At 65.1% G+C, this 23615-nt stretch carries 20 protein-coding genes and 1 pseudogene; 11 read left to right on the forward strand and 10 right to left on the reverse strand.

Features of this window, described 5'->3' with window-relative positions; translation table 11 throughout:
* Nucleotides 1–5: 5 nt before the first annotated feature.
* A complete protein-coding gene (locus tag GGR40_RS06930) occupies nt 6–506 on the forward strand; it encodes a flavin reductase family protein (RefSeq protein ID WP_429275483.1) in 501 nt (166 codons plus the stop codon).
* On the forward strand, nt 503–1942 hold the full coding sequence (locus tag GGR40_RS06935; protein WP_429275484.1) for an NAD-dependent succinate-semialdehyde dehydrogenase: 1440 nt from the start codon (nt 503–505) through the stop codon (nt 1940–1942). Before GGR40_RS06930 ends, GGR40_RS06935 begins: the two co-directional genes overlap by 4 nt.
* Before the next feature lie 37 nt (nt 1943–1979).
* Here GGR40_RS06935 and GGR40_RS06940 read toward each other — a convergent pair whose 3' ends face one another.
* From GGR40_RS06940 to GGR40_RS06955, 4 genes are all read right to left on the reverse strand, one after another.
* Nucleotides 1980–2360: a DUF6180 family protein gene (locus GGR40_RS06940; protein ID WP_429275485.1), complete on the reverse strand. Its 381-nt coding sequence runs from the start codon at nt 2358–2360 to the stop codon at nt 1980–1982.
* A gap of 88 nt (nt 2361–2448) precedes the next feature.
* Nucleotides 2449–2850 (reverse strand): carboxymuconolactone decarboxylase family protein, encoded by a 402-nt coding sequence (locus GGR40_RS06945; protein WP_429275486.1) that lies wholly within the window; start codon nt 2848–2850, stop codon nt 2449–2451.
* On the reverse strand, nt 2851–3144 hold the full coding sequence (locus GGR40_RS06950) for a DUF1330 domain-containing protein (protein WP_429275487.1): 294 nt from the start codon (nt 3142–3144) through the stop codon (nt 2851–2853).
* 1 nt (nt 3145) lies between these two features.
* Nucleotides 3146–4183: an LLM class flavin-dependent oxidoreductase gene (locus GGR40_RS06955; protein WP_429275488.1), complete on the reverse strand. Its 1038-nt coding sequence runs from the start codon at nt 4181–4183 to the stop codon at nt 3146–3148.
* Between the two features lie 120 nt (nt 4184–4303).
* Here GGR40_RS06955 and GGR40_RS06960 point away from each other — a divergent pair, with 120 nt between their 5' ends.
* Genes GGR40_RS06960 through GGR40_RS06970 form a run of 3 tightly spaced genes read left to right on the forward strand, consistent with a single transcriptional unit; the run spans nt 4304 to nt 8209 of the window.
* Nucleotides 4304–5707, forward strand: a complete 1404-nt coding sequence (locus tag GGR40_RS06960; protein WP_429275489.1) for a purine-cytosine permease family protein — start codon at nt 4304–4306, stop codon at nt 5705–5707.
* Between the two features lie 22 nt (nt 5708–5729).
* A complete protein-coding gene (gene ribB, locus GGR40_RS06965; RefSeq protein WP_429275490.1) occupies nt 5730–6875 on the forward strand; it encodes a 3,4-dihydroxy-2-butanone-4-phosphate synthase in 1146 nt (381 codons plus the stop codon).
* 59 nt (nt 6876–6934) lie between these two features.
* Complete coding sequence (locus tag GGR40_RS06970; RefSeq protein WP_429275491.1) at nt 6935–8209, forward strand: hypothetical protein; 1275 nt, start codon at nt 6935–6937, stop codon at nt 8207–8209.
* Here GGR40_RS06970 and GGR40_RS06975 read toward each other — a convergent pair.
* Both GGR40_RS06975 and GGR40_RS06980 read right to left on the reverse strand, forming a co-directional pair.
* A complete protein-coding gene (locus tag GGR40_RS06975) occupies nt 8206–9714 on the reverse strand; it encodes a PepSY-associated TM helix domain-containing protein (RefSeq protein WP_429275492.1) in 1509 nt (502 codons plus the stop codon). The two genes, GGR40_RS06970 and GGR40_RS06975, sit on opposite strands and share 4 nt — an antisense overlap.
* Nucleotides 9715–9717: 3 nt before the next feature.
* Entirely contained in the window at nt 9718–10263 is a 546-nt protein-coding gene (locus GGR40_RS06980; protein WP_429275493.1) for a hypothetical protein, read from the reverse strand.
* Nucleotides 10264–10367: 104 nt separating this feature from the next.
* Between GGR40_RS06980 and GGR40_RS06985 the strand changes: the two genes are divergently transcribed.
* Nucleotides 10368–12647 (forward strand): TonB-dependent receptor, encoded by a 2280-nt coding sequence (locus tag GGR40_RS06985; RefSeq protein ID WP_429275494.1) that lies wholly within the window; start codon nt 10368–10370, stop codon nt 12645–12647.
* A 22-nt stretch (nt 12648–12669) separates the two neighbouring features.
* Here the strand turns inward: GGR40_RS06985 and GGR40_RS06990 are convergent, their stop codons facing one another.
* Genes GGR40_RS06990 through GGR40_RS07005 form a run of 4 tightly spaced genes read right to left on the reverse strand, consistent with a single transcriptional unit; the run spans nt 12670 to nt 16671 of the window.
* Nucleotides 12670–14295, reverse strand: coding sequence for an alpha-L-fucosidase (locus tag GGR40_RS06990; protein ID WP_429275495.1), 1626 nt, complete (start codon nt 14293–14295; stop codon nt 12670–12672).
* On the reverse strand, nt 14292–15077 hold the full coding sequence (locus tag GGR40_RS06995) for an SGNH/GDSL hydrolase family protein (RefSeq protein WP_429275496.1): 786 nt from the start codon (nt 15075–15077) through the stop codon (nt 14292–14294). The genes GGR40_RS06990 and GGR40_RS06995 overlap by 4 nt, the downstream gene beginning before the upstream one ends.
* A gap of 22 nt (nt 15078–15099) precedes the next feature.
* On the reverse strand, nt 15100–15885 hold the full coding sequence (locus GGR40_RS07000; RefSeq protein WP_429275604.1) for a GDSL-type esterase/lipase family protein: 786 nt from the start codon (nt 15883–15885) through the stop codon (nt 15100–15102).
* Between the two features lie 9 nt (nt 15886–15894).
* Nucleotides 15895–16671 (reverse strand): IclR family transcriptional regulator, encoded by a 777-nt coding sequence (locus tag GGR40_RS07005; protein WP_429275497.1) that lies wholly within the window; start codon nt 16669–16671, stop codon nt 15895–15897.
* 235 nt (nt 16672–16906) lie between these two features.
* Between GGR40_RS07005 and GGR40_RS07010 the strand changes: the two genes are divergently transcribed.
* The 5 genes and pseudogenes from GGR40_RS07010 to GGR40_RS07030 all read left to right on the forward strand — a co-directional run bounded on the left by GGR40_RS07010 (nt 16907) and on the right by GGR40_RS07030 (nt 23546).
* Nucleotides 16907–19699: a TonB-dependent receptor gene (locus GGR40_RS07010; RefSeq protein ID WP_429275498.1), complete on the forward strand. Its 2793-nt coding sequence runs from the start codon at nt 16907–16909 to the stop codon at nt 19697–19699.
* A gap of 243 nt (nt 19700–19942) precedes the next feature.
* A pseudogene (locus GGR40_RS07015) lies at nt 19943–20875 on the forward strand (aldo/keto reductase); the annotation flags it as partial.
* Nucleotides 20876–21183: 308 nt separating this feature from the next.
* Entirely contained in the window at nt 21184–22389 is a 1206-nt protein-coding gene (locus GGR40_RS07020; RefSeq protein ID WP_429275499.1) for a UxaA family hydrolase, read from the forward strand.
* Nucleotides 22390–22396: 7 nt separating this feature from the next.
* A complete protein-coding gene (locus tag GGR40_RS07025) occupies nt 22397–22741 on the forward strand; it encodes an L-rhamnose mutarotase (protein WP_429275500.1) in 345 nt (114 codons plus the stop codon).
* A gap of 235 nt (nt 22742–22976) precedes the next feature.
* Nucleotides 22977–23546, forward strand: coding sequence for a hemerythrin domain-containing protein (locus GGR40_RS07030; RefSeq protein WP_429275501.1), 570 nt, complete (start codon nt 22977–22979; stop codon nt 23544–23546).
* The last annotated feature ends 69 nt before the right edge of the window (nt 23547–23615 follow it).

Consider the following 23615-nt stretch of genomic DNA (forward strand, 5'->3'; position numbering starts at 1 on the left):
GCGACATGACCCAGATTACCGTTGACCCCACGGACTTCCGCAAGGCCATGGCCGAGTTTCCCTCCGGCGTCACCGTCGTCACCACGCTGGATGAAAACAACGCGGTGGTGGGCTTCACCGCCAGTGCGTTCTCCTCGCTGTCTATGGAGCCGCCGCTGGTGCTGGTGTGCCCGGCGCTGACTTCGGCTACCTACCCGCATCTGGTGCGCAACCAGCGCTTCGCCATCCACATCCTTGCAGCGGATCAGCAGGATCTGGCGATGGCCTTCGCCTCCAAGGGTGCGGACAAGGTTTCCGCCCTCGACTGGGGGATGAGCGATCTTGGCAACCCGCTGCTCAAGGGCGCGAGCTGCGTTCTGGAATGCACGCTATGGCGTGAGTACGAAGGCGGCGACCATGCGATCCTGATCGGGCAGGTGCAGCGCATCGACCGCGCCGAGGGCGGCGTGCTGCTCTACCACCGCGGCAAGATGACCAACCACGCTGTTTCGGAGATCGCGGCATGACGATCCAGTCGCTTCATCCCTATCGCGACCGCGCCTATGTCGGCGGCAACTGGACAGGCAGCGAACAGACCCTGCCGGTCACTGATCCGGCCAACGGCGCGGTCATCGCCCATGTCCCCCACCTTGGCGCTGCCGAGGCACAGGCAGCGATCGACGCCGCGGAAGCGGCGCAGGCCGAATGGCGCGCGCGCCCCGCAGGCGAACGTGCCGATCTGCTGCTAGCGTGGCATGCGCTGCTGTTGAAGCATCAGGACGCGCTTGCCGCGATCCTGACGGCGGAGCAGGGCAAGCCGCTTGCCGAAGCGCGCGGCGAGATTGTCTATGCAGCGAGCTTCGTGCGCTGGTTTGCCGAGGAAGCGCGCCGCATCGATGGCGAGATCATCCCCGCTCCGCGCAGCAACCAGCGCATCTTGGTCTGGAAGGAACCGGTCGGCGTCGTCGCCGCGATCACGCCGTGGAACTTCCCGGCGGCGATGGTGACGCGCAAGGTCGCACCGGCGCTGGCCGCAGGATGCGCCATCGTGGTGAAGCCCGCGCCGGAAACCCCGCTGACGGCGCTGGCGCTGGCAGCACTGGCAGAAGAGGCGGGCATTCCCGGCGGCGTGTTCAGCGTCGTCACCGGCGATGCTTTCGCCATCGGCGGCGCGTTCATGGACAGCGCAGTGGTGCGCAAGCTGTCGTTCACCGGTTCCACTGGGGTTGGCCGCAAGCTCTACGAACAGGCTGCACCCACGCTCAAGCGGCTGTCGCTGGAACTGGGCGGCAATGCGCCGTTCCTGGTGTTTGACGATGCCGACGTCGATGCGGCGGTCGAAGGGGCAATGCTGGGCAAGTACCGCAACGCCGGCCAGACCTGCGTCTGCGTCAACCGCTTCCTGGTGCAGGACGGCATCCACGACCGCTTCGTGGAACGTCTGCGCCAGCGGGTGGAGGGGCTTGTCGTGGGCAACGGCACTGGCGAAGGCGTCACCATCGGCCCGCTCATCAACGAGCGCGCGGTGGAGAAGGTGGAGCAGCATGTCGCCGACGCCATCGGGCGCGGCGGGAGGCTTGTGGCGGGCGGCGCGCGAAAGGACGGGCTGTTCTACCAGCCCACCCTGATCGCCGATGTGCCGCGCGACGCGCTGGTCGCCAGCGAGGAAACCTTCGGCCCCCTGGCCGCCGTGATCCGCTTCACGACCGAGCAGGAAGCCATCGCCATGGCCAACGATACCGAGTTCGGTCTGGCCGCCTATGCCTATACCCGCGACATCGGGCGCGCGATGCGCGTTGCCGGGGCGCTGGAATACGGCATGGTCGGCCTGAACGAAGCGGCGATCTCCACTGAAGTCGCGCCCTTCGGCGGCATCAAGGCGTCGGGCATGGGGCGCGAGGGTTCGCACCACGGCATCGAGGATTACCTTGAACTCAAGTACGTGATGCTGGGCGGACTTTGAACGATACCTGCCCCGGTCCGCCGGGGCAGGCCTACTTCTACTTCGCGGTGGCCTTCAGGGCGGCGTATGTCCGGTCCGCGAATGCGCCGAACGCGGCCTTGCGCTGGCCGTAGTCCATGCCGTGAACGACGCTGACGGTGGTAGTGCCAACCGCGATGCACTGCACCACGAAGGCGCCCGCGCCGGTCCTGCCGCCTTTGACGGTGACCAGCTGACCGGGAAAGCTCTGAGTGTCGGCGGTCAGCTTGGCCTGCCGCGCGACTTGCGCTGCCACGCGGCCGCAACTGTCGATCGACAGGCGGGAAGCGGGCGTCCGCTCTACGTGGTAGGTCAGGTTGAAATCGCCGTTCTGCGCCGCCGCGGGGGCAGCGACGCCGGCAAGCAGTGCAACGGATAGAGCGGGAACAAGAGCTTTCATCTCGGCGCTTTCGCATTGTTGATGCTGCGCGAGGAACCCCCGGGGGCGGGGCCGGTTCCAGCCAGCCCGCCCCCGAGAGCATAAGGCTCTATGCGGCGTCGATTTCGGCGAAGACTTCGCGCGCCATGCGGAAGCTGTCAACTCCCGCCGGGATGCCGACGTAGCAGGCGATCTGCAGCAGGATCTCGCGGATCTCGTCCCGCGTCACGCCATTGTTCAGGGCGCCGCGGATGTGCGCCTTGAATTCGTGCCCGCGATTCAAGGCGGCGATCATGCCCAGGTTCAGGATCGAGCGATTGCGACGGTCAAGGCCCGGACGGTTCCAGATCTCGTCCCAGCAGTATTTGGTCGTCAGCTCCTGCATCGCCCAGCTGAAGTCGTCGGCGCCGTCCAGCGCCTTGTCGACATAGGCATCGCCCAGCACTTCGCGGCGGGTGGCAAGGCCTGCTTCGAACTTGCCGTCACGCGGGCGGTTCGGGGTGTCGGTCATTCAGTCCAGTCCTTCGACTATCAGGATTTCCACTTCGGCAGCGCCGTGCCGCTTGTCGCGGGCGGCACGGTACTGCGGGCCATCATGGCAGGCCAGCGCGGCCTCCATGCTGGGAAACTCGATCACCACCGTACGCTCAAACGGTTCCGGCCCTTCGAGGGCGACCGAACGGCCACCCCGCGAAAGCAGCCTGCCGCCGCCCGCGATCAGGGCGGCGGGGCCGAGCGCCATGTAGCCTGCGTAGGCTTCCGGGTCCGTCACGTTGACCCGGGCGATCCAGTACGCCTTGGGCATGTCAGGCGAACGCCGGCATCACTTCGTCGATGAACAGGCGCAGGGAATCGCGCTTTTCCTCGAACGAGAGGCTGTTATCCACCCAGATGCTGTACTCGTCGACGCCCAGAGCCTCGTAGCCCTTCAGGCGCTCGATCAGTTCGTCGGGCTTGCCGATCATCACGTTCTTGCGCAGCGTCTCGGGCACGTATTCGGGGAACTTTTCCGGGTTCACCGGCGGAATGCCGCTGCGGAATCCGTTGACCGCCTCGGTCTTGTTGACGAACCATGCGCCAAACGAACGGAAGAAGAACGAGATGCCTTCCGCAGCCGCCTGCCAGTCGTCGTTGCCCTTGTGGACGTGGGCGTGCTGCAGGATCATGATCTTCGGGCGCTCGGTGATGTGCGGCGCGTCGGCGATGGCGTCCTCGAACTTGTTGACCAGATCGGCCACTTCGGCGTCGCCCTTGGCCAGTGGGGTGGCCATGACGTTGCAGCCGTTGGCGACCGCGAACTTGTGCGATTCCGGGTCACGCGCTGCGATCCACAGGGGCGGCCGGGCCTGGATCGGCTTGGGGACGCTGGTGGAGGCGGGGAACTTCCAGATGTCGCCATCGTGGGTGACGTCGCCTTCCCACAGGGGCTGAAGCAGGGGCACCATTTCGCGCAGGTACTTGCCGCCATCCGTCGCGGATTCGCCGTTCAGCATGCGGTCGAACTCGAACTGATAGGCCCCGCGCGCCAGCCCCACTTCGGCGCGCCCGTTGCTGATGACGTCAAGCAGCGCGGCTTCGCCGGCCATCCGGATCGGGTGCCAGAACGGCGCGATGAAGGTGCCCGCGCCAAGACGGATGTTCTTCGTGCGCCCGGCGACGGCGGACAGCAGGGGGATGGGATTCGGCGAGATGGTATATTCCATCGCGTGGTGCTCGCCGATCCAGACTTTGTCCATGCCGCCGGCCTCCGCCATGTCGCACAGTTCCAGCAACTGCTCGAACAGCGCGTGGTGCGAAACCGAAGCGTCGTAGCGTTCCATGTGAAGAAAGATCGAGAACTTCATCGTCCATCCTTTTCCCTTGGCCTCGTTCCGTCGGGCCAAAATTTCTCTTGCGACTCGGATAATACAAGAATACCGTCCGATGGTATACCAAGAATGATGGTGTAAGAGGATAACCGGAATATGGCAAGAGCCGCCGACAGCCCAGGCACGGGTGTGATCGAGGAAAACAGCATCGGGTTCGTGCCGCTGGCCGCCAGGCACGGCAAAGTGCGTGACCTGTTCACGCTGTGGTTCACTACCAATATCGCGCCGCTGCCGGTGGTCACAGGCGCCATGGCCGTGCAGGTCTATCACCTGCCGCTGACGTGGGGCATCACTGCGATCGTGCTCGGCCACCTCGTCGGCGCGCTGGTGCTGGGGGCGTGTTCCGCACAGGGGCCGCAGATGGGCCTTGCGCAGATGATCCAGAGCCGGGGCCAGTTCGGTCGCTACGGCGCGCTGCTGGTCGTCGCCTTCGCCACCATGCTTTACGTCGGGTTCTTCATTTCCAACATCGTGCTGGCCGCCAAGTCGGTTCACGCGCTGCAGCCCGCCGTCGGATTGCCGGTGGGGGCAGTGCTCTGCGCGCTGGCGGCGGCGGGCATCGGCATCCTGGGTTACAACGTCATCCATCTGCTAAACCGCGTGGGGATGTGGTTCATGGGTGCGGGCCTTGTCTTCGCCTTTGCCAATCTGGTCGCGGCGATGCCGAGCGGCTTGTGGACGCAGGGCACCGGATCGATGATCGGCTGGCTGGCGATGTTCTCGCTCGCCGCAGTCTGGCACATCTCCTATGCCTGCTACACCTCGGACTATTCGCGCTACCTGCCGCCCAGCGTCGGCATCAAGGCGCCGTTCCTTGCCAGCTTCGCAGGGGCTGCGCTGGGAGCGGGCGCTTCGTTCATCCTTGGCGCCGTGGCCGTTGCCGGGGCACCTGCCGATGCGGACCCGATGGCGATCGTCAGCGGCGCAACCGGCATGCTCGCGCCGGTGTTGATGGCGCTGTTCGTGTTCAACATCATCAGCCACAACGCGCTCAACATCTATGGTGCGGTGCTGTCGCTCATCACCATGGCGCAGACCTTCGTCGCATCGTGGCAGCCGGGCCGCAAGGCGCGTGTCGTGCTCTCTACCGTGGTGCTGGCGGGGTGCCTGACCGTGGCAACGCTTTCGGCGGATGATTTCGTGCCGCGCTTCATCGGTTTCGTCATCGGCCTGATGGTGGTGCTGGCGCCCTGGGCGACGATCAACATCGTGGACTTCTACTTCATCCGTAAGGGCCGCTACGACATCGAATCGTTCTTCCGCGCCGACGGCGGCATCTATGGCCGGATCGACATGAAGGCGGCCACTGCTTACGTCGCGGGCATCGCGGTGCAGCTGCCGTTCCTTGCCAGCAGCATCTACACTGGCCCCTTCGCCAAGGCGCTGAACGGGCTGGACGTGGGCTGGCTGATCGCGCCGGTTGTGACCACGGTGGTCTATCTGGCGATGGGCGCGGGTCGGAATGCGCAAAGCGGCGCGCAGCCAGTCCCGGCGGAATAAGACAGGGAAAAGGGAGAGAACCATGACCACAGCCACCCTGGACCGTCCGCGCCACGGCTTCCTTTCCAGCGCCGAGGAGATCATCGACGAGGCGCGCAACGGGCGCATGTTCATCCTCGTCGATGACGAGGACCGCGAGAACGAGGGCGACCTTGTCATCCCCGCGCAGATGGCCACGCCCGAGAAGATCAACTTCATGGCCCGCTACGGCAAGGGGCTGATCTGCCTGGCCATGACGGAAGGCCGCGTGCGCGACCTAGGGCTTGGCCTGATGGCGCCGCATCCCGATCCGAAGTACGGAACGAAGTACGGCACCGCCTTCACTACGTCCATCGAGGCGCGGGTGGGTGTCACCACCGGCATCTCGGCGGCGGACCGTGCGCGCACCATCGCCGTCGCCATCGACGGGTCCAAGGGCGGCGACGAAATAGTGACGCCGGGCCATGTCTTTCCGTTGATCGCGCGGGAAGGCGGCGTGCTGGTCCGCGCCGGGCATACCGAGGCGGCAGTGGATGTGTCCCGGCTGGCCGGGCTGAACCCGTCGGGCGTGATCTGCGAGATCATGAACGACGACGGCACGATGGCCCGGCTCGACGACCTTGTCGCGTTCTCGCAGCTGCACGGGCTGAAAGTGGGGACCATCCGCGACCTGATCGCCTACCGCCGTCGCCACGACAATCTGGTGGAGCGCGCCGCCGAAGCCCGCTTCACCAGCCGGTGGGGCGGCGAATGGAAGGCGATCACCTACCGCAACCGCGCGACGCAGACGGAACAGATCGCGCTGGTCAAGGGCGCCATCGACCCCGATCGGCCCACGCTGGTTCGCATGCACGTCATCTCGACGCTGGCGGACATCTTCGCGGGCGAAAGCGGGTCGGGCGTGTTGCAGCGGGCGATGGAGATGATCGCAGAGGAAGGCTCGGGTGTGGTCATCGCCATCAACCGGGCCCGCAACGACCGCTTCACCATGGCGCTGAAGGCGCAGGCGGGAACGCTGTCGCCTGCCGACATGGACGAACTGCGCGACTATGGCGTGGGTGCGATGATCCTCAGCGATCTGGGCATCGAGAAGATGACCCTGCTGACGAACACGCACCGCACGCCGGTGGCGCTGGCCGGCTACGGCCTTTCCATCGAAGGCGAACGCGCGGTGAAACCGACGCGCTGACGCGCCGATTTCTCTCCACTTTTGTATTTCCAAGGCGGCGTTTGCCGCGAAGGAGTCCTATGCTCCCCGTTCTCGTACCCGCCGCGCTGGTCGCGGCCGTTCCCACCGCAGCGCCTCAGGCATCCGCGCCAGCTGCGACGCAGGCTGCGACCGTTTCGGACGAAGCTGTCGATGCCCCCGCCGAACCGGCCACGCCCGCCGCGAAGTCCGGGCTCGACCTTGGGGTGGTGGTGCGCGGACGCGCCGACGTGCGGTTCAACGACGTGGGCAGGTCGGGCAAGCGTCGCACATCCAGCCATCTGTCGTTCGACACCGTGGCGCTGACGGCGGACTACGATTCCGACAGGTTCTTCGGCGCGGCGCAATACCGTTTCTATGGCGCCAGCTTCATCTATGGCAAGAACGGCGGGTACGAAGGCTATCCGGGCGAAGTCCAGTTCCTGATGTACGCCTATGCGGGCGCAAAGCTGGGCAAGCAGGACAGCGTCACCGTCGGCGTGCAGCCGGTGCCGTTCGACGACCGATACTGGGGCGGATCGATCCTTGACGATTTGGGCTTCGTCTACGGGATGGAGGAAGTCTACAACCTGGGCATCAAATACAGGAAGCAGACTTCCGACCTCAGGGTGGAACTGGGCTTCTTCCCCGGCAGCGGCCCTGCGGTCATGGGCATAAGCCGCGACGGTGCGCGCTATTCCACCAACATCGCCCGTGCCGACAGCTACGTGCCCGACGGGTCGCAGAACGACGAGCGCAACATGGTGATCGGCAACGTCCAGTACGCGCTGGTGAACGGCGCCGACACCACGCTGAAGGCCACTGCTTCGGGATGGGTGTCCAGCATCCACAACTTCGATACCGGGCGGGACGGCAGCAAGCACCTGTTCGCGTTCAGCCTGACGGGTTCGCATGGGCCGTGGAGCGGCAAGGCGCTGGTGGCCCGGCAGGACATCGACCCGCGCAACCCTGGCCGCAACGACATCATCACCGTCAGCGGATTTGACGCCAGCTACAACATCGCCGCGAAGGGCACTTACGCCTTTGGCGAAGTGGGGCGCACGGTGAAGACAGGCAAGTTCCCTTTCGATGTCTACGTCTATGCCAACTATGGCCGGTTCATGAAGGATGCGGCGGGCTTCAAGGACAGCGAGCGTTTCGACCTGGGCGCGGTATGGACGTCCAAGGACAAGGGGCGGATCAAGGTGTTCTCGGAGTTTCTGCTGGGCCGAAATGATCCCTTCGTCGGCGCCGGGCAGTACACCTCGGGAGCGGCGCAGGGCGGCGACGACAAGTGGAAGGCCGCGTTCATGATGATCTTCGGATATTATTTCTAGACCTGCGGCACGGAGGGCGCAGCATCGGGGGTGCGGGCGGTTCGGGGTGACAAGGCGCTCCGGTCCGCCCAGATCATCGCAAGCGCCATCACGACCCACAGCATGTCCACCGCGACGGATATGGCCCCCGGCAGGCCCCAGCGCGCCATGTGCAGGCCCGCAAGCGCCAGCAGCGTTACCGCCGTCGCGATGCGCAATAAAGCCGCAGACCGTCCCGCCGAGGGCACGGCGAGGACCACGACCCAGACCAGCAGCACGGCGCTCCAGTAGACCGGCAGCGCCGTGGCCACGCCCGTGACTTCCCCGACCGCGGCCAGCGCTAGAGCCAGCGGCTGGCCCCACAGAATGCCCGCCCACAGCCGCTCGAGGCGCGGGGCTGCCCGGCCCTGATCGCGGCGGCGCGCCAGCCATACGTTCCCTCCGGTGGCCGCGATCAGCGTCAGGCCACCACCCAGCAGCGCATAGATGACCTTGAGCGGCAGCCCGCCGTAAGTTCCGTAGTGCAGCGGCGTCAGCATTCCGTAGATGCGCATGCCGACATTGCCGTCAGTGAACCCGGCCTTCTGCTTCAGGGTGCCGTCCGGGCTGAAGATATAGCTTTCTGCGCGTGTCAGATGGCCGGGCGCGGCGACGGAGACGGTCACCTGCTGACCGGCGGTGCCGACATGCTCGATCCGCAACTGGCTGACCCGCGCGCCCGGTGTCTCGGCGTTTATGGTCACCAGCATCGGGCGGATGTCCGGGACCGGCGCAGGGCGGCTGTCCTCGGTCGCCTGCGGGCCAAGCAGGGAGGCAATGGCACGGGTTTGGTCGCCCTTGAAGGCGACCATCGCGAGGCCGAAGATGATCAGCCCCGAAAGCCCGAGCAACGAGCCGGTCAGCGATACGATGAGGTGAAACGGCAGCGCCCATACGCCGATGCGGTTGTGCAGGTCGGCGTTGGTAAGCCGCCGGCTTCCACCCCAGCGAAGACGGAATGCGTCCTTCAGGATGCGTCGGTGCGCCAGGATGCCGGTGAACAGGCTGGCCAGCAGCAGGGTGCCGAATATCCCCACGACGTACCGTCCAAGCGCGCCGGGAACGGTCAGGTTGAAGTGCAGGGTCTGCACGAATTCAACCCATGGCACGTCCGTGCCGGGGCCAAGCCGGCCAGCGGCATCGGCGCTCCATTCCCGGTGATTGCCTGCCTCGCCACCTTCGCCATAGGCATAGATGTTGAGCAGCGGCAGTTCAGGCGTGGGCGCGTTGATGAAGAGGTCGTGCGCCACGCCCGCAGCTTTTGCGCGGACATAGGCGTCCTCGCTTACCCGCTGGAGCATGTCGGGCGTCACGTCGCGCACGATGGGCGCCTGCGGGCGTTCCCATATCGTCAGCTGATCGACCAGTACGATGAGCGAGCCCGACAGGCAAAGAATGTAGATCACCGCGCCGAAGATCACGCCGATCAGGCCGTGACCGTCCAGCATCGCGCGGGTGAAGGCGTTGGAAATCCTGAAACGCGCCATGGCTCAGGCTCCCGCCAGAAAGGTGAGGCCGATGCCCGCTGCACCCAGTGCCGCGAACGAGGCCGCCTGCACGGGCAGTCGCCGCTGGCATACGACCCAGCCGATGCCGATGGCCCACAGCGTCGGCACGATCAGGCCGGCCAAAATCAGGCGCGTCTGCTCCGCCATGGGCGAGCGGGTGGCGACGACGACGGCGATGCCCATCGCCGCGATCAGGCCCAGCGGCCCCGCCACCAGCACGCGCATCGTCCCGACCACATAGCGGCGGCGCGATACAGCGGGAAGGGCGGCAGTGCGTTCCCGTGCCGGACGCTCCATCCGGCGTTCCATGCGGCTTAGGATGAACCCGAAGGCGACCAGCGCCGCTGTTTCCAGAGCCAGCGGAATCCCGACCTCGGCACCGAACTGCAAGGTCCAGAGCGCGGTCGATGCTGCCCACAGGCCAAGCGCCATGGCGGTACGCATGCGCATATCCGCCCCGTGCTTCCACCCGTGCCACAGCACCAGCAGGCCAGCCAGCGACGCCATCAGTGCGGCACTGATCGTCATGAAGATCCCCATTCGCGTCCCCCTCAGTCGTCTGTTAGCTATAATGCTATTGACTCGCAATAGGTATCCATCTTAACCGGCCAGCAACATTCAGGGGGAATGTCATGAATTACGTGCGACCTTTGCTGGCGATGCTGATGCTTGCCGGATCCAACACCGCTTATGCCCAATCGGCGCCCGGTGCCGCATCTGCCAACGGTGACGACAACGAGATCGTCGTGACGGGCGAAAAGACCAACCGCACACTTCAGGACACGCCGGCCAGCGTTCAGGTCGTGACGAGCGAAACGATCGCAGCGCAGAACCTCAACAGCGTGTACGACGTGCTGGAACGCACGCCCAATCTTGCGGTCAACGGGCGACGGGACAGTTTCTCGATCCGTGGCATCGACGCGTTCAACGTGTCCGGCGGCGGTGACGGCGCGCTGGCGAGCGTCTATCTTGACGGCGCGGTGCTGCCCCGATCGGCGCTGACGGCGGGGCCGCTCGACCTTTACGACATCGCGCAGGTCGAAGTGTTCCGTGGCCCGCAGTCCACCGTACAAGGCCGGAATGCCCTTGCAGGCGCGGTGGTAATCCGGACTGCCGACCCCACGTATCACTGGACCGGCAAGGCCCGCGCGCTGATGACGGACAAGACAGGCGAACGGCGGCTTGGCGGCGCGATCGGCGGCCCGATCATTGCCGACCAGCTTGCCTTCCGCGTTGCGGGGGAAGTCGTCCGTTCCGACGGGCTGATCTTCAACACCACCACCAACAAGGACGCCGACCGCCGGGAGTCCGAGACTTTCCGCGGCAAGCTGCTGTTCACGCCTACGGCCATTCCGGGCCTGCGCGTGGTCGCAACTTACATGCACGACCGCCACCAGCGCGGCACCATGTACAGCGAGTTCGACGCCCCTTACGCCATCCGCGACCGCGTTGCGACCGAGGACGTCATGGACCGGCAGTCGACCAGAAGCGACATCGGCACGCTGGACATCGGCTACGATCTGGGCGGGGGCTTCGCGCTCAATGCGGTCACGAACTACAGCAAGATCCTGTACCGCTCGCTGACCGATCCGGGGCGCAACGCCGATCCGGGCCAGACCAGCCGCATCACCGACCCCACCAAGACGCTGCAGCAGGAACTGCGCCTCAGCCTGGACCTTGGCTGGGTGCAGGGCCTTGTCGGCGGGTATTACCTGCGCGAAGACAACAGCGATTACTTCTTCGAAGCGACGCAGGTGCTGCAATTGACGCGCCTTGGGGTTGACCGGCAACTGCTGGCGCTGGGTCTGCCGCAGTCGACGGTGAACACCGTGATCGGCCTCTACAACAACCAGGCGCCGATCCGGAACAGCCTCTCGCAACCGCGCGTGACGAAGAATTACGCGGGGTTCACCGACCTTACATTCCCGATAACGCAGCGGCTCAAGCTGAGGGCGGGCCTGCGCTACGATCATGAGATGCAGGACCGGGGATCGACGCAGACGGTGGTGATCGACCGGGACTTGCCCGATCCGGCCAATCTGCCGATCCCGGCGCTGGCCCCCATCGTCACCCAGCTCAACGCACTGCTGCGGCAGACTGCGGCCAACGCCACGGTCATCGATCCCCGCCGCAAGATCAGCTACGATGCATGGCTGCCCAAGCTGGGCCTGACATACGACTTCACCGACGATCTGGCGCTCAGTTTCACGGCGCAGCGCGGGTATCGCGCGGGCGGGGCCGGCCTCAACCAGCAGCGCGGCGAAGCCTATTCGTTCGGGCCGGAGCATACCTGGAACTACGAAGTCGCCCTGCGATCCGAATGGCTGGACCGGAGACTGACGGTGAATGCCAATGCCTACTGGATCGACTGGACCGACCAGCAGGTGGCGGTGCGCCTCAGCCCCGGGGCGGTGTTCGATACCCAGACGGTGAACGCGGGCAAGTCACGCCTTTACGGCTTCGAACTGGAATTGAGCGGACGCCCTACCGATACGCTCAACCTTTACGCCGGTGCAGGCTACAGCAACACGAAGTTCACCGATTTCAACGTGACCGTCGGCGAACTGTCCGCCAGCGCGCAGGGCAACGAATTCGCCAATGCCCCGCGCTGGACGCTGTCGGGCGGAGCCACCTGGCGGCACCCGAGCGGGGTCACGGCCAACGTCAACGCCAACTATCGCAGCGCGGTCTATCAGGACACTGTGGCGCAGGCGTTCCGCGACCTGCCGGGCCGCACTCTGGTGAATGCAAAGCTGGGCTGGCAGGGCGAGAACTTCGGCGCATACCTGCTGGTGTCGAACATCTTCGACGTCCAGAAGCCTGCGGTCTTCTTCCTCGACTTCGATGGACGCACGCGCGGCCTGCTCACCGATCCACGGACCTTCGGCCTCAGTTTCGAAGCGAAGTTCTGACGGCGGTTCCCCTCGCCCTGCGCTAGACGATCCCGTGGCCGTCGATGCGCAGGGCAGGCACGAAGCCCGTGTCGCGCGGCAGGTCGAGGTGCAAGCCCGCGCCGTCCTGCTGGAAGGGGACCGGGCCGCCGCCCAGCAGCGTCACCCGCTCCACCCGGCCAGTGGCATTGTTTCGCGGTAGGGATCGGATGGTCGCCTTGCCGCCGGGCCGTCCCAGGAACAACGCATAAAGCGCGCCCTTGTTGGTAGTGAAGCGGATGTCCTGCGCGGTGAACGGCTTGGCCTTCTCCTCGTTCTGCATGCCCGCGACCAACTGGGTCGGGCCTTCGCCATATTTGCGCCACGGCCGCGATCCGAAGATCGCCTCGCCGCCGTGGACCATCCATCCGGCCATGCCGTCCAGCACCTTTTCGGTCTCGCTGTCGATCGATCCGTCGCCCGGCTGCGGGATGGACAGCATCAGGTTGCCGTTCTTCGATACGACGTCGGCCAGCCGCTGGATGACTTCTTCCGCGCTTTTGTAGCTTTTGTCGTGAAGGCGCGCTTCGTTGTAGAACCAGTCACCGATACAGGTGTCGGTCTGCCACGGTTCGTCCCACAAATGGTCGGTGAAGCCGCGCTCCACATCGGCCACCATGCCGAACCGGGCATGGGGTTTCAGCTGCTTGCCGGTCAGCACCACGTCGATCTTGCCGTGCCACTCGATCGAGCGGTTGTAGTAGTCCGCCGCAGCTTCCAGCCCGACCGGGCCGAAGGGCAGTTCGTGATCGTCCATGTAGACCATGTCGGGCTTGTACTTCTGAACCAGGTCCGTCTGGCGCAGCAGCCAGCGGGTGACATAGGCGGGATCGTCCTTTGGCCCCGTTTCGATCCACTGGCCGTTGTTGGCGTCATGCCACTTGTCCATTGCCTCGATAGTGTCGATGCCGTCGGGCAGTACGGCATGGCCGCCGGTGTAAAGCTCCTGCGGGTCCAGCCCCTCCCACCACAGGCCCTTGCCGTCCGCCTTGCGCAGGCGGAATGCATCGTAGCGCTGGCCCTGCTTCGGGCCGACCGGATCGTAGCCGTAGGCGGGCTGGTACCAGTGCCAGGCGTGAGCAGCATGGTTGGACACGCCGAACTTCAGCCCGCCACGCCGCGCCGCCTTTTCCCAGATGCCGACGATGTCCTTCTTCGGGCCCACACGCAGGCTGTTCCAGGCGTGATAGCGGCTGTCGTAGCAGTCGAGATTGTCGTGATGGCAGGCCAGCGCCATGAAATACTTCGCGCCGGCCTTCTTGTAGCGGGCGATCAGGGCATCCGGCTCCCACCTGTCGGCGGTCCACAGGTTCTGGATGTCCTTCATCCCGGCGACTGACGGATGCCCGTAAGTTTTCAGGTGATGTTCGTACATCGGATGGCCCTGCATGTACATGAAGCGACCATACCAGTCGCCTTGCGCCGGGACCGACTGCGGCCCCCAGTGCGACCACATCCCCAGCTTTGCATCGCGGAACCAGTCGGGATAGCGGTAATTGCTGACAAGCGAAGGCCAACTGGCCTGCACCGGGCCGCGCATGGTGCCCATCGGGCTGGCGGCGCGCGCCGCACGGGCAAGACCCAGCGCAGCGGTTCCAGCCAGGAAAGAACGGCGTCCGAACAGTGTCATTTCGTGTCCTTCAAGGCAGTATCGATCGCCTGCATCGCCAGCGGGCGCATGATGGCGTAACCCTCTGCAGTGGGATGGACCCCGTCCGTCGAGAGGCCCGGCTTCATCGCGCCGTCGGCCTGCGCCATGGCGGAGTGGTAATCGACGAAGATGAAGCCGTTGCGGCGCGCATAGTCGGCCAGCCACCGGTTCATCGCGGCGATCTGCGGCGCAGGCTGTTTGCCCGGGCTCCACGGAAAGGCGCCGGCGGGCGGGACGGAGCCGATGATGACCCGGATGCCGTGCGCGCGGGCCAGTTCCGCCATGCTCTGGATGTTGCCCAGCACGGTTTCCATCGTCGCCGCGCCGGTGTTGCCCGCGACGTCGTTGGTGCCGGCCATGATGTGTACCGCCTGCGGCTTCAGCGCGATCACGTCCGCGCGGAAACGGACCAGCATCTGCGCCGTGGTCTGCCCGCTGATCCCGCGATCGACAATGCCGGCGGTGAACATCTGCGGATCGAGGTTGATCCAGTTGTCGGTGATGGAATCGCCCATGAACACCGCGCGTACCTTCGTGCCCGCCAGCGCCCTGTCGTCGGCGGCATAACGGCACAGTTGCCCGAAATCGCGGGTCAGCATGTGGAGGTTCCACATCTTCCACGCCGCTTCGTCGCCGGGCCGGGGATGGACGGGGCAGGGGTCGGCGACGATGCCGACGGGGTCGCCTGCATGGGGATCGCCCGGCACCGTCGTCTCCGCCAGCGCCGGGGTGCCAAGCGCCAGCAGGCAGGCAAAAGTCATCGTTCGCAGCATCAGGTCCTCGTCATTTGCGCAGTGCCCGGTCGATCGCGCGCTGGGCAATCGGCGCCATCACGGCATAGCCATTCGCCAGCGGATGCACGCCGTCCTGCGTATAGGCGGCCCTCATCAGGCCCTTCTGGTCGATCATGGCAGCATGGTAATCGGCGAAGGCATAGCCGCGCTGCACGCAGAATGCGCGCAGCCATGCGTTGAGGGCCACCAGTTCATCGGGCCGGCGCTCCCTGACCACGTCCCTCGCCGCCTCGGTATAGTCGTTGACCGGCAGGATTGAGCCGAACACCACGCGAATGCGGTGCGCGTCGGCCAGATCTGCCATGGTCTCCCAGTTGGCCTCGATCTGCTCGGGCGTTTCGTGTTGCAGAAAGCCCTGCACGTCGTTGATTCCGGCAAGTATTACTACCGCGCGCGGCTTCAACGCGATCACGTCCTGATGGAAGCGCAGCACCATCTGCGACGTCACCTGGCTGCCGATGCCTCGGTTCACATAAGGCTTGCCGGGGAAGCTGGCGGCAAGGTTCCAGCGATCGGTAATGGAATCTCCCAGGAACACCACGCGATGCTCATCGCGCGCGGGCGGCGGCAGGGCGGCATTGGCGGGCGCGTAGAGATACCGCTCCCCGAAATCCTGCATCAGGCTGGGCACAAGGCGGGCGCGGAAAGGGCCAAGCCACGGACCCCAGTCCTTCTCCGTCACCGTGCGCCGCTCGGGCGAACTCTGGTATTCGCCCGGTGCAGCAAGGGCATTTCCGCTGGCGAACATCAGCAACAGCGGTAAGAGGCGCTTCATCGTCACGGATCAGTCCAGATCTTGGGGTGGGACGGGGCGGATTGGCGACATCGCATCGCCGATCGCGGCAGCGGCGTCGCGCACCAGCAGACCGCATGCTTCCATGGAAGCGCGGTTGGCGGCACCATCGACGAAGGGCATCGTCAGTGCCGCCCGAGCCACACCGCCGACAAGTACGGGCGCGGAAAGGTCGGTGATGCCCGTCAGCATCGGGCTGGGCGCGATCGCGCCGCCCGCCGCGACGGCGGCATCCAGTCTTCCGGTCAGTTCGCCGATGTCCAGCGTCTCTCCGGCGGCGCGAATATCCTCCAGCATGGCCGCGCGCGCTTCGGGTGACTGGAACGCGAGAAGAATGCGGCCCGAGTTGGACCGATGCAGCGGCCTGCGATAGCCCACCCGCACGGCAAAGCCCGAGAGCCCAGGTGCCTCGATGGCAATGATGACCACCATTTCTGCGCCGGAAGCGACCGCCAGATGGCAACTTTGCCCCGCCTTGCGCGCCAGATCCTGCATCACCGGCAGTGCGGTGGAAGCAAGATCGCGGATCGGCGGCTGGCTCATGCCAAGGGTGAAGAGGCGGTTGGTCAGCCGATAACCTTCGTCCGCCCGCGCAATATATCCATGCTCTTCAAGCACCTGCAACATCCGGAAAATCTCGCTGACGGAGCGACCGAGTGCCGTCGATATGTCGGACATTATCAGGGGGTCGCTTGCACTTGCGAGCAACTCAAGTATTTCCAGCCCCTTGGTAAGGGCCGGAGCCTGATAGCGTGGCTTTCCCGTCATACTCTTCCTCTGCAACGCCGCTTCTGGATGGCCGCGTCACGCCTATGACAACATCGCCTAACAGAAATGCAGATATGAAATCAATTTTCATATTTCACAAATTTGATTGTCGGCGTAATGGACGATCATCCTGTTACCGCTCCCAGAAGCGGCTTGGACATGGAACGGCAATATTTCCGCGGTTTGCAGCCGCGAATCAGGTTCGCTCCGGAGGGGAGCAAGGGGAGGAAGTTTGATGATCCGTTTGACACACATGCCGCGCCGTGCAGCGCTGTTGGCTGGCATTTCCATTGCCAGCATCGCGCTCAGCGGCACCGCTCACGCGCAGGATGATACCGGCACGCAGCCGGAACAGTCGGCCGCGTCTGACATCGTTGTCACCGGCGTGCGCGCCAGCTTGTCGAGCGCGCAGGCGCTCAAGCGCAATTCGGATGTCATCGTCGACTCCATCGTCGCGGAAGACATCGGCAAGCTGCCTGATCGCAACGTCGCCGAAGCGCTGCAGCGCATCACCGGCATCCAGATCGAACGCAGCTACGGCGAAGGCAGCGCGGTTGCGATCCGCGGCCTCAGCCAGGTCCGTACCGAAATAAACGGCCGCGACGTGTTCACCGCGAACGGTGGCCGTACGCTGAGCCTGGAGGACGTGCCGTCCGAACTGCTTGCCGGCGTCGATGTCTACAAGAACCCGTCGGCAGACCTGATCGAAGGCGGCATCGGCGGCCTGATCAACCTGCGCACGCGCAAGCCGTTCGATTTCGATGGCTTCAAGGCGTCTGCCAGCGCCAGCGTCAACTACTACGACCTTTACGGCAAGTCGAAGCCGCAGGCGAACCTGCTGCTCTCGGATCGCTGGAACACCGGCATTGGCGAAATCGGCATCCTGGTGGATCTGGCGTACCAGAAGACCGCGTTCCGTCAGGACCAGATCAGCAGCCAGCCGTTCTTCCTGCTCGACCAGTCCGTCGGTGCGAACGGTGCCCCGAACAACCCCACAGACTATGCCACCGCGCAGGGCCTGGGTCGTCTGGGGCAGCCGACGTATCTGCCCCATGGCGTCGGCATCGGTCAGTACCTGGGTGACCGCCGCCGTATCGGCGCCGATGTCGCGGTGCAGTGGAAGCCCACCGATACGCTGCTCGTCACCGCAGAGTACGTGCGGTCGGACTACAAGTTCCAGTACGGCGATTACAGCTTCTTCGCCTATACGGGCACCAATTCGATCACGCCCGATTTCTCGGCGCCGTTCACCTATGACGACGACGGCAATTTCCGCAGCGGCACGTTCGTCAACGTGCCCATCGATTCCAACACCAGCCTGGAACGCCGCAAATCGGTTACCAACGACCTGTCGCTGAACGTCAAGTGGAACCCCACCAGCAACCTGACGATCAAGGCTGACGGCCAGTACATCCGCGGCGTCACTGACGGCCAGCGCTCCATCGTCATCCTCCATTCCAATGCGGAACGGCTGTATCAGGTCGTCGGCAGCGGCGTGCCGACGATGGACATTCTGCCGGACGGCAATCCGGCCAACGGCAACGGTTCGGTCACCGACATCGCCAACTATGCCCCGCTGGGCGGCGGTTACCTCGATCACATCGAACGTTCGGTGGGCAAGGAATACGCTTTCCGCCTGGACGGCGAATACAAGTTCGACGGCGGAATCCTGCGCTCGTTGTCGGCGGGCGTGCGTTATACCGACCGGTCGGCCATCACCGACAGCAGCACTTACGCCTATTACGGCACCAGCGCGCTGGCGAACAACCTGTACGAAGTCCGCCCGTTCCGGGGCGACCTCTATCGCGGTTATCAGGGCGTCCCGGACGGCGCTGTGTTCTTCAACCGCGGGATCGTGCTGGACTATGATGCCACGCGGCAGGCGCTTGCGCCCTACGTCGATGCGTCGCAGCGACAGGCGCTTCTGGACGGCGTCGGCTACGTGCCCAGCGACCGCAACACCCAGGGTGAAAAGACCTACACCGCCTACGGTCTGGCCAAGTTCGACTTTGCCGATGCAGGCTTCCCGCTGGATGGCAACATCGGCGTGCGCGTGGTCAAGACGAAGGTGTCGACCGACGGCTTCAGCGTGCAGACGCCGCAGACCACGGTGGGCGGCCTGCCTGCCAACGGCCCGATCAGCTATGTGCCGATCAGCGTGAACAGCAGCTACACCAAGGCGCTGCCCAGCCTGAACCTGCGCTATCATTTCACCGATCACCTGCAGTTGCGCCTGGCCGCGTCGAAGGGGCTGACCCGTCCTGACTTCTCGCAGCTGAATCCCAACATCAATATCGTCGAACTCAACCCCGGCAACGGCATTCGCACGTCCAGCTCGGGCAATCCCTACCTGAAGCCGCTCGAAGCCAAGCAGTTCGACGCCTCACTGGAATGGTACTTTTCGCGTAGCGGTTCGCTTTATGCAGCCGGTTTCTACAAGAAGGTGGACGGCTTCATCGCCAATATCGCCACCGATGAGACGTATGACTTCGGCAATGGTCCGTTCACCGTTTCGGTCAGCCGGCCGCTCAACGGTGACAACGGGAAGATCAAGGGTCTCGAAGTGGGCGGCAACACCTTCTTCGACTTCCTACCGGGCATCTGGTCGGGCTTCGGTGTGCAGGCGAACTTCACTTACGTGGACAGCAAGGCTCCCAGCCCGGCGGCGACCGATAACGAAGGCAACGCCCTGATCGTGCCACTGGAGAAGCTGTCGAAGTACAGCTACAACCTGATGGGCTTCTACGACAAGGGACCGATCTCCGCACGCGTCGCCTATAACTGGCGCAGCAAGTACGTCGTCACTACACGCGGCAACGGCAGCGGCGAACTGCCGATCTTCAACGCCGCGCGCGGCCAGCTGGACGCCTCGGTGACGTATACCGTCAACGAGAACTTCGCGCTGACCGTCGATGGCGTGAACCTGACCGATACGGAAAACCGGACCTACTACGGCATTCCCAGCCGTCCGCAGTCCTCGGTCCTCAACGACCGCCGCATCAGCATCACGGCGCGCCTTACTTATTGATCCAGGCTGCGGGTGTTTTTAACACCCCGAAGGAGCAGGCCGAGCCGCAAAGCGGCCGGCCTGCATCCGGTCACGAAACAGGCCGGACAAGAGAGAGGATGGCCTGATGCACATGCGACAAGCGGGCGTGAAAGGCGGCAGTCGCCGGGCGTTGGTCCTGATGGCCAGCGGACTCGCGTTTCCAGAAACAGCGGCCAACCCCATGGTCGCGGCGTGACCGGGGCTGCGCTGCCTATCCTGGGCATGGGCACCGCGCCCATCGCCAACCTGTATCGTGCGGTGGATGATGAGCAGGCCAGCGCAACGCTGGACGCGGCGTGGGATGCCGGCATCCGTTACTACGATACCGCCCCGCATTACGGCTTCGGTCTGGCCGAGCGGCGGCTTGGTGCGATGCTGGCCCGGCGCGATCCGCAGGGTGCGGCAGTCGTCTCGACCAAGGTGGGCCGCCTGCTGGTTCCCACCGACGCGAAGGGAGAGCGGCACGGCTTCGTCGATGCCGATCCGTTCGAGCCGGTGTTCGACTATGGTCACGACGCTGTGCTGCGATCCTTCGAGGGCAGCTGCGCGCGACTGGGGCGGGAGCGCATAGATCTCCTGCTGGCGCATGACCTGGGCCAACTGACCCATGGCGACGATCATCCGCGCCACCTTCGCGCGTTCCTTGACGGTGGCTACCGCACGATGCGGGACTTGCGCGATGCCGGGGCGATCGGGGCGATCGGCATCGGCGTCAACGAAGTCGCCATCTGCGACGAGCTGCTCGACCATGTGGAGCTGGACGCGATCCTGCTGGCGGGCCGATATACCTTGCTGGACCGCAGCGCCGAACGGCTGCTGGAACGCTGCGCCGAACGCGGGGTCAGGGTCGTCGTTGGCGGCCCTTACAACAGCGGCATTCTGGCGCGCGATCTGGGTGGGCCGCTGCATTTCGACTATGCCGCGCCCAGCGATGCGATGATTGCCAGGGCACGACGACTGGCGCAGGTGTGCGAAAGGGCGGGGGTATCGCTTTCAGCAGCGGCGCTGCAGTATCCGCTGCGCCATCGCGCTGTCGCCAGCGTGATCCCCGGACTGGTCGGGGCGGAGCAGGTGGCGGAAACCATGACGCGGTTGTCGGCACCGCTGCCGGACGACTTGTGGCCCGCGCTGGACCTAGCACTGCACGCAGAGCCTTCCACGCTTCAGGACGATGCGCGGCTGATACTGCTCCATCCAGACGACAACGTGCTGATCTGCGTCCGTCCGATCGAGGCAGGGGACATCCTGCCGGCGTCAGGCGGCACCATCCCCGCGCGCGAAGGCATCGCCATCGGCCACAAGGTGGCGCGCGCCGCGTTGCAGCCGGGCGACAAGGTCATCAAGTACGGCGCGCCCATCGGGTCGATGACGACGGGCGTGGCGGTGGGCGACTGGGTTCATATGCACAACATGAAAAGCGACTACATCAGCAGCCACACCCGCACCGCACTGGACGAACGGCCATGATGGCGTGGCTCCGGCAGGACGGGCGCAAGGGCATCCGCAACGTGGTGGCAGTGGCCTATCTGGTCGAATGCGCGCACCATGTCGCGCGGCGCATCGTCGACCGGGCTGACGATCCAGATGTGCACCTGATCGGCTTTCCCGGCTGCTATCCCAACGCCTATGCCGCCAAAGTGATGGAAGCGATCGCCACGCATCCCAACGTGGGCGGGCTGGTCATCGTGTCGCTGGGCTGCGAGAGCTTCAACCGGGAGCGACTGCTGGCGGTGGCGCGGGCCAGCGGCAGGCCTGCCGAACTTCTGGTGATCCAGGAAACCGGCGGCACCGCCGCCACCATCGCGGCGGGACAGGAAGCCGTGGCGCGGGTGCGCGGGGCGATAGCGGACGTGCCACGCGTGGCGATGGGCGTCGAGGAACTGGTGGTGGGCACCATCTGCGGCGGGTCCGACGGAACCAGCGGCATCACCGCCAACCCGGCAGTCGGGCGTGCCTTCGACCGGCTGGTGGCAGACGGCGCGGCGTGCATCTTCGAGGAGACGGGCGAGCTTGTCGGGTGCGAGACGATCATGGCCAACCGTGCGCGCACGCCTGAGCTTGCCGTGGCGATCGAACAGTGCGTACAGAAGGCCGAGCGGTACTACACCATCATGGGCTTCGGCAGCTTTGCGCCGGGCAACGCGGAAGGCGGCCTGACGACGCAGGAGGAGAAGTCGATGGGGGCCTATTCCAAGTCAGGCTCCTCCACCATCGACGGCATACTGAAGCCCGGCGACGTGCCGCCCACCGGCGGCCTCTACCTGCTGGACGTGGTCCCTGACGGAGAGCCGCGCTTCGGCTTTCCCAACATTTCGGACAACGCGGAGATCGTGGAGCTGATCGCCTGCGGCGCGCATCTGACACTGTTCACCACCGGGCGCGGGTCCGTTGTGGGATCGGCAATTTCGCCCGTCATAAAGATTTGCGCCAACCCGGACACCGGGCGCCGCCTTGCCGCGGACATGGACGTCAACGCCGGGCGCATCCTGGAAGGACAGGCGACGCTGGAACAGGTGGGGGCCGAGATCTACGACCGCGTGCTTGCCGTCGCGGCGGGAGAGCGCAGCATTTCGGAATCGCTGGGCCATCAGGAGTTCATCCTGACCTACAAGGCGTTCGACCCGATCGGCCCCGAATGCCTGCCGACGCGGGCTACGAAGGGAGCCTGACCGACCGATGCGCCACGTCCTGCTGATCGACCTTGCCGACGAGGCGGAGGCCATTGCCCGGTATGAAGCCTGGCACGCCGCCGGGGCCGTACCTGCTGCGATCACCTCCAGCATCCGTGCGGCGGACATTACGCAGATGGAGATCTACCGCAGCGGCAACCGCCTCGTCATGGTGATGGAGACGGGGCCGGACTTCGATCCTGTCGCCAAGGCCGCGGCCGATGCCGCCGACCCGCAGGTGCAGGGATGGGAGACGCAGATGAACGCGGTCCAGCGGCCACTGCCCTGGGCCAGCCCGGATGCCAAGTGGACAGGAGCCGCGCGTATCTTCTCGCTCGACGAGCAGCCCTGAACCGCGCCTTCGTTGGTCGGGTGCGCCAGCGTCGCACGGCCTGTGCGGGCGGTTCCGCGCCTCACTCCAATACAGAGGCCCGAACCGCTTCGTCAGGCCAACCACAGCGTGGCGCTGGCCGCTGCGCCTTAGCAACCTGAGTGAGTTTTCCGAAACATCCGGGCCCCGACCGGCATTTGCCGAGACGTATAACCGCGCGCCCATGGGCGTGTCACAAGCAGGATGGAGTGAACCCATGTCCCTTCTAGACAAGATCGCCGCAGCCGTCACGCCAATGGCCTCGCAGGAACAGCGGGCCGAAGCACGGCGGGATGCGCTGCAGCTGGCCCAGGGCAATGACTGGCTGGGCCAAATCATCGATCATCACCGCCAGATAGAGCAGGCCTTCGAGCGCGCCCTCAACGCCGACGGTGCCGAGGAGCGCCGCACCGCCGCCGCCGGGCTGGCGGAAATCCTCATGGCCCACGCCAATGCCGAGGAAGCCGTCATCTACCCCGCGCTGGTCGAAGGCAGCAGCAAGGCGCACACGACGATGGCCTACGAGGAGCAGGCCGCCGCCAAAATCAATATGGCGATCCTGGAAAATCTCGATCCGATGAGCCGGGAATGGCGCGACAAGCTGGAGCATATCCAGGGCGCGGTCCTCCAGCATGTCTATCAGGAGGAGAGCAGCTGGTTCCCTGACGTCGTGCGCAACGTACCGGCAGATAAGCAGCGGCTTCTGACCAGCCGTTACGAGCAGGAATTCGGGCGTTACAACGGCGGCCCCGGCAATACTCCAGCCCAGCTGCCGGAAATCGCCTGAGCCTGTAGCGGATCGCGGGCGCGCTTTGGCGAACCGTGATCCGCTGCCGCGAATTGAGCGATTGCCGTC

It is taken from the genome of Novosphingobium gossypii, from assembly GCF_050433305.1.
GTDB lineage: Bacteria > Pseudomonadota > Alphaproteobacteria > Sphingomonadales > Sphingomonadaceae > Novosphingobium > Novosphingobium gossypii.

Excerpts from the sequence above, each read along its gene's own strand:
- GGR40_RS06985 (WP_429275494.1), top strand. The coding sequence starts at position 10,368 with ATGAATTACGTGCGACCTTTGCTGGCGATGCTGATGCTTGCCGGATCC.
- GGR40_RS07000 (WP_429275604.1), bottom strand. The coding sequence starts at position 15,885 with ATGAAGCGCCTCTTACCGCTGTTGCTGATGTTCGCCAGCGGAAATGCC.
- GGR40_RS06930 (WP_429275483.1), top strand. The coding sequence starts at position 6 with ATGACCCAGATTACCGTTGACCCCACGGACTTCCGCAAGGCCATGGCC.
- ribB (WP_429275490.1), top strand. The coding sequence starts at position 5,730 with ATGACCACAGCCACCCTGGACCGTCCGCGCCACGGCTTCCTTTCCAGC.
- GGR40_RS07030 (WP_429275501.1), top strand. The coding sequence starts at position 22,977 with ATGTCCCTTCTAGACAAGATCGCCGCAGCCGTCACGCCAATGGCCTCG.
- GGR40_RS06990 (WP_429275495.1), bottom strand. The coding sequence starts at position 14,295 with ATGACACTGTTCGGACGCCGTTCTTTCCTGGCTGGAACCGCTGCGCTG.
- GGR40_RS07020 (WP_429275499.1), top strand. The coding sequence starts at position 21,184 with ATGATGGCGTGGCTCCGGCAGGACGGGCGCAAGGGCATCCGCAACGTG.
- GGR40_RS06975 (WP_429275492.1), bottom strand. The coding sequence starts at position 9,714 with ATGGCGCGTTTCAGGATTTCCAACGCCTTCACCCGCGCGATGCTGGAC.
- GGR40_RS07010 (WP_429275498.1), top strand. The coding sequence starts at position 16,907 with ATGATCCGTTTGACACACATGCCGCGCCGTGCAGCGCTGTTGGCTGGC.
- GGR40_RS06945 (WP_429275486.1), bottom strand. The coding sequence starts at position 2,850 with ATGACCGACACCCCGAACCGCCCGCGTGACGGCAAGTTCGAAGCAGGC.
- GGR40_RS06940 (WP_429275485.1), bottom strand. The coding sequence starts at position 2,360 with ATGAAAGCTCTTGTTCCCGCTCTATCCGTTGCACTGCTTGCCGGCGTC.
- GGR40_RS06980 (WP_429275493.1), bottom strand. The coding sequence starts at position 10,263 with ATGACGATCAGTGCCGCACTGATGGCGTCGCTGGCTGGCCTGCTGGTG.
- GGR40_RS06955 (WP_429275488.1), bottom strand. The coding sequence starts at position 4,183 with ATGAAGTTCTCGATCTTTCTTCACATGGAACGCTACGACGCTTCGGTT.
- GGR40_RS06970 (WP_429275491.1), top strand. The coding sequence starts at position 6,935 with ATGCTCCCCGTTCTCGTACCCGCCGCGCTGGTCGCGGCCGTTCCCACC.
- GGR40_RS06960 (WP_429275489.1), top strand. The coding sequence starts at position 4,304 with ATGGCAAGAGCCGCCGACAGCCCAGGCACGGGTGTGATCGAGGAAAAC.
- GGR40_RS07005 (WP_429275497.1), bottom strand. The coding sequence starts at position 16,671 with ATGACGGGAAAGCCACGCTATCAGGCTCCGGCCCTTACCAAGGGGCTG.
- GGR40_RS06935 (WP_429275484.1), top strand. The coding sequence starts at position 503 with ATGACGATCCAGTCGCTTCATCCCTATCGCGACCGCGCCTATGTCGGC.
- GGR40_RS06950 (WP_429275487.1), bottom strand. The coding sequence starts at position 3,144 with ATGCCCAAGGCGTACTGGATCGCCCGGGTCAACGTGACGGACCCGGAA.
- GGR40_RS07025 (WP_429275500.1), top strand. The coding sequence starts at position 22,397 with ATGCGCCACGTCCTGCTGATCGACCTTGCCGACGAGGCGGAGGCCATT.
- GGR40_RS06995 (WP_429275496.1), bottom strand. The coding sequence starts at position 15,077 with ATGACTTTTGCCTGCCTGCTGGCGCTTGGCACCCCGGCGCTGGCGGAG.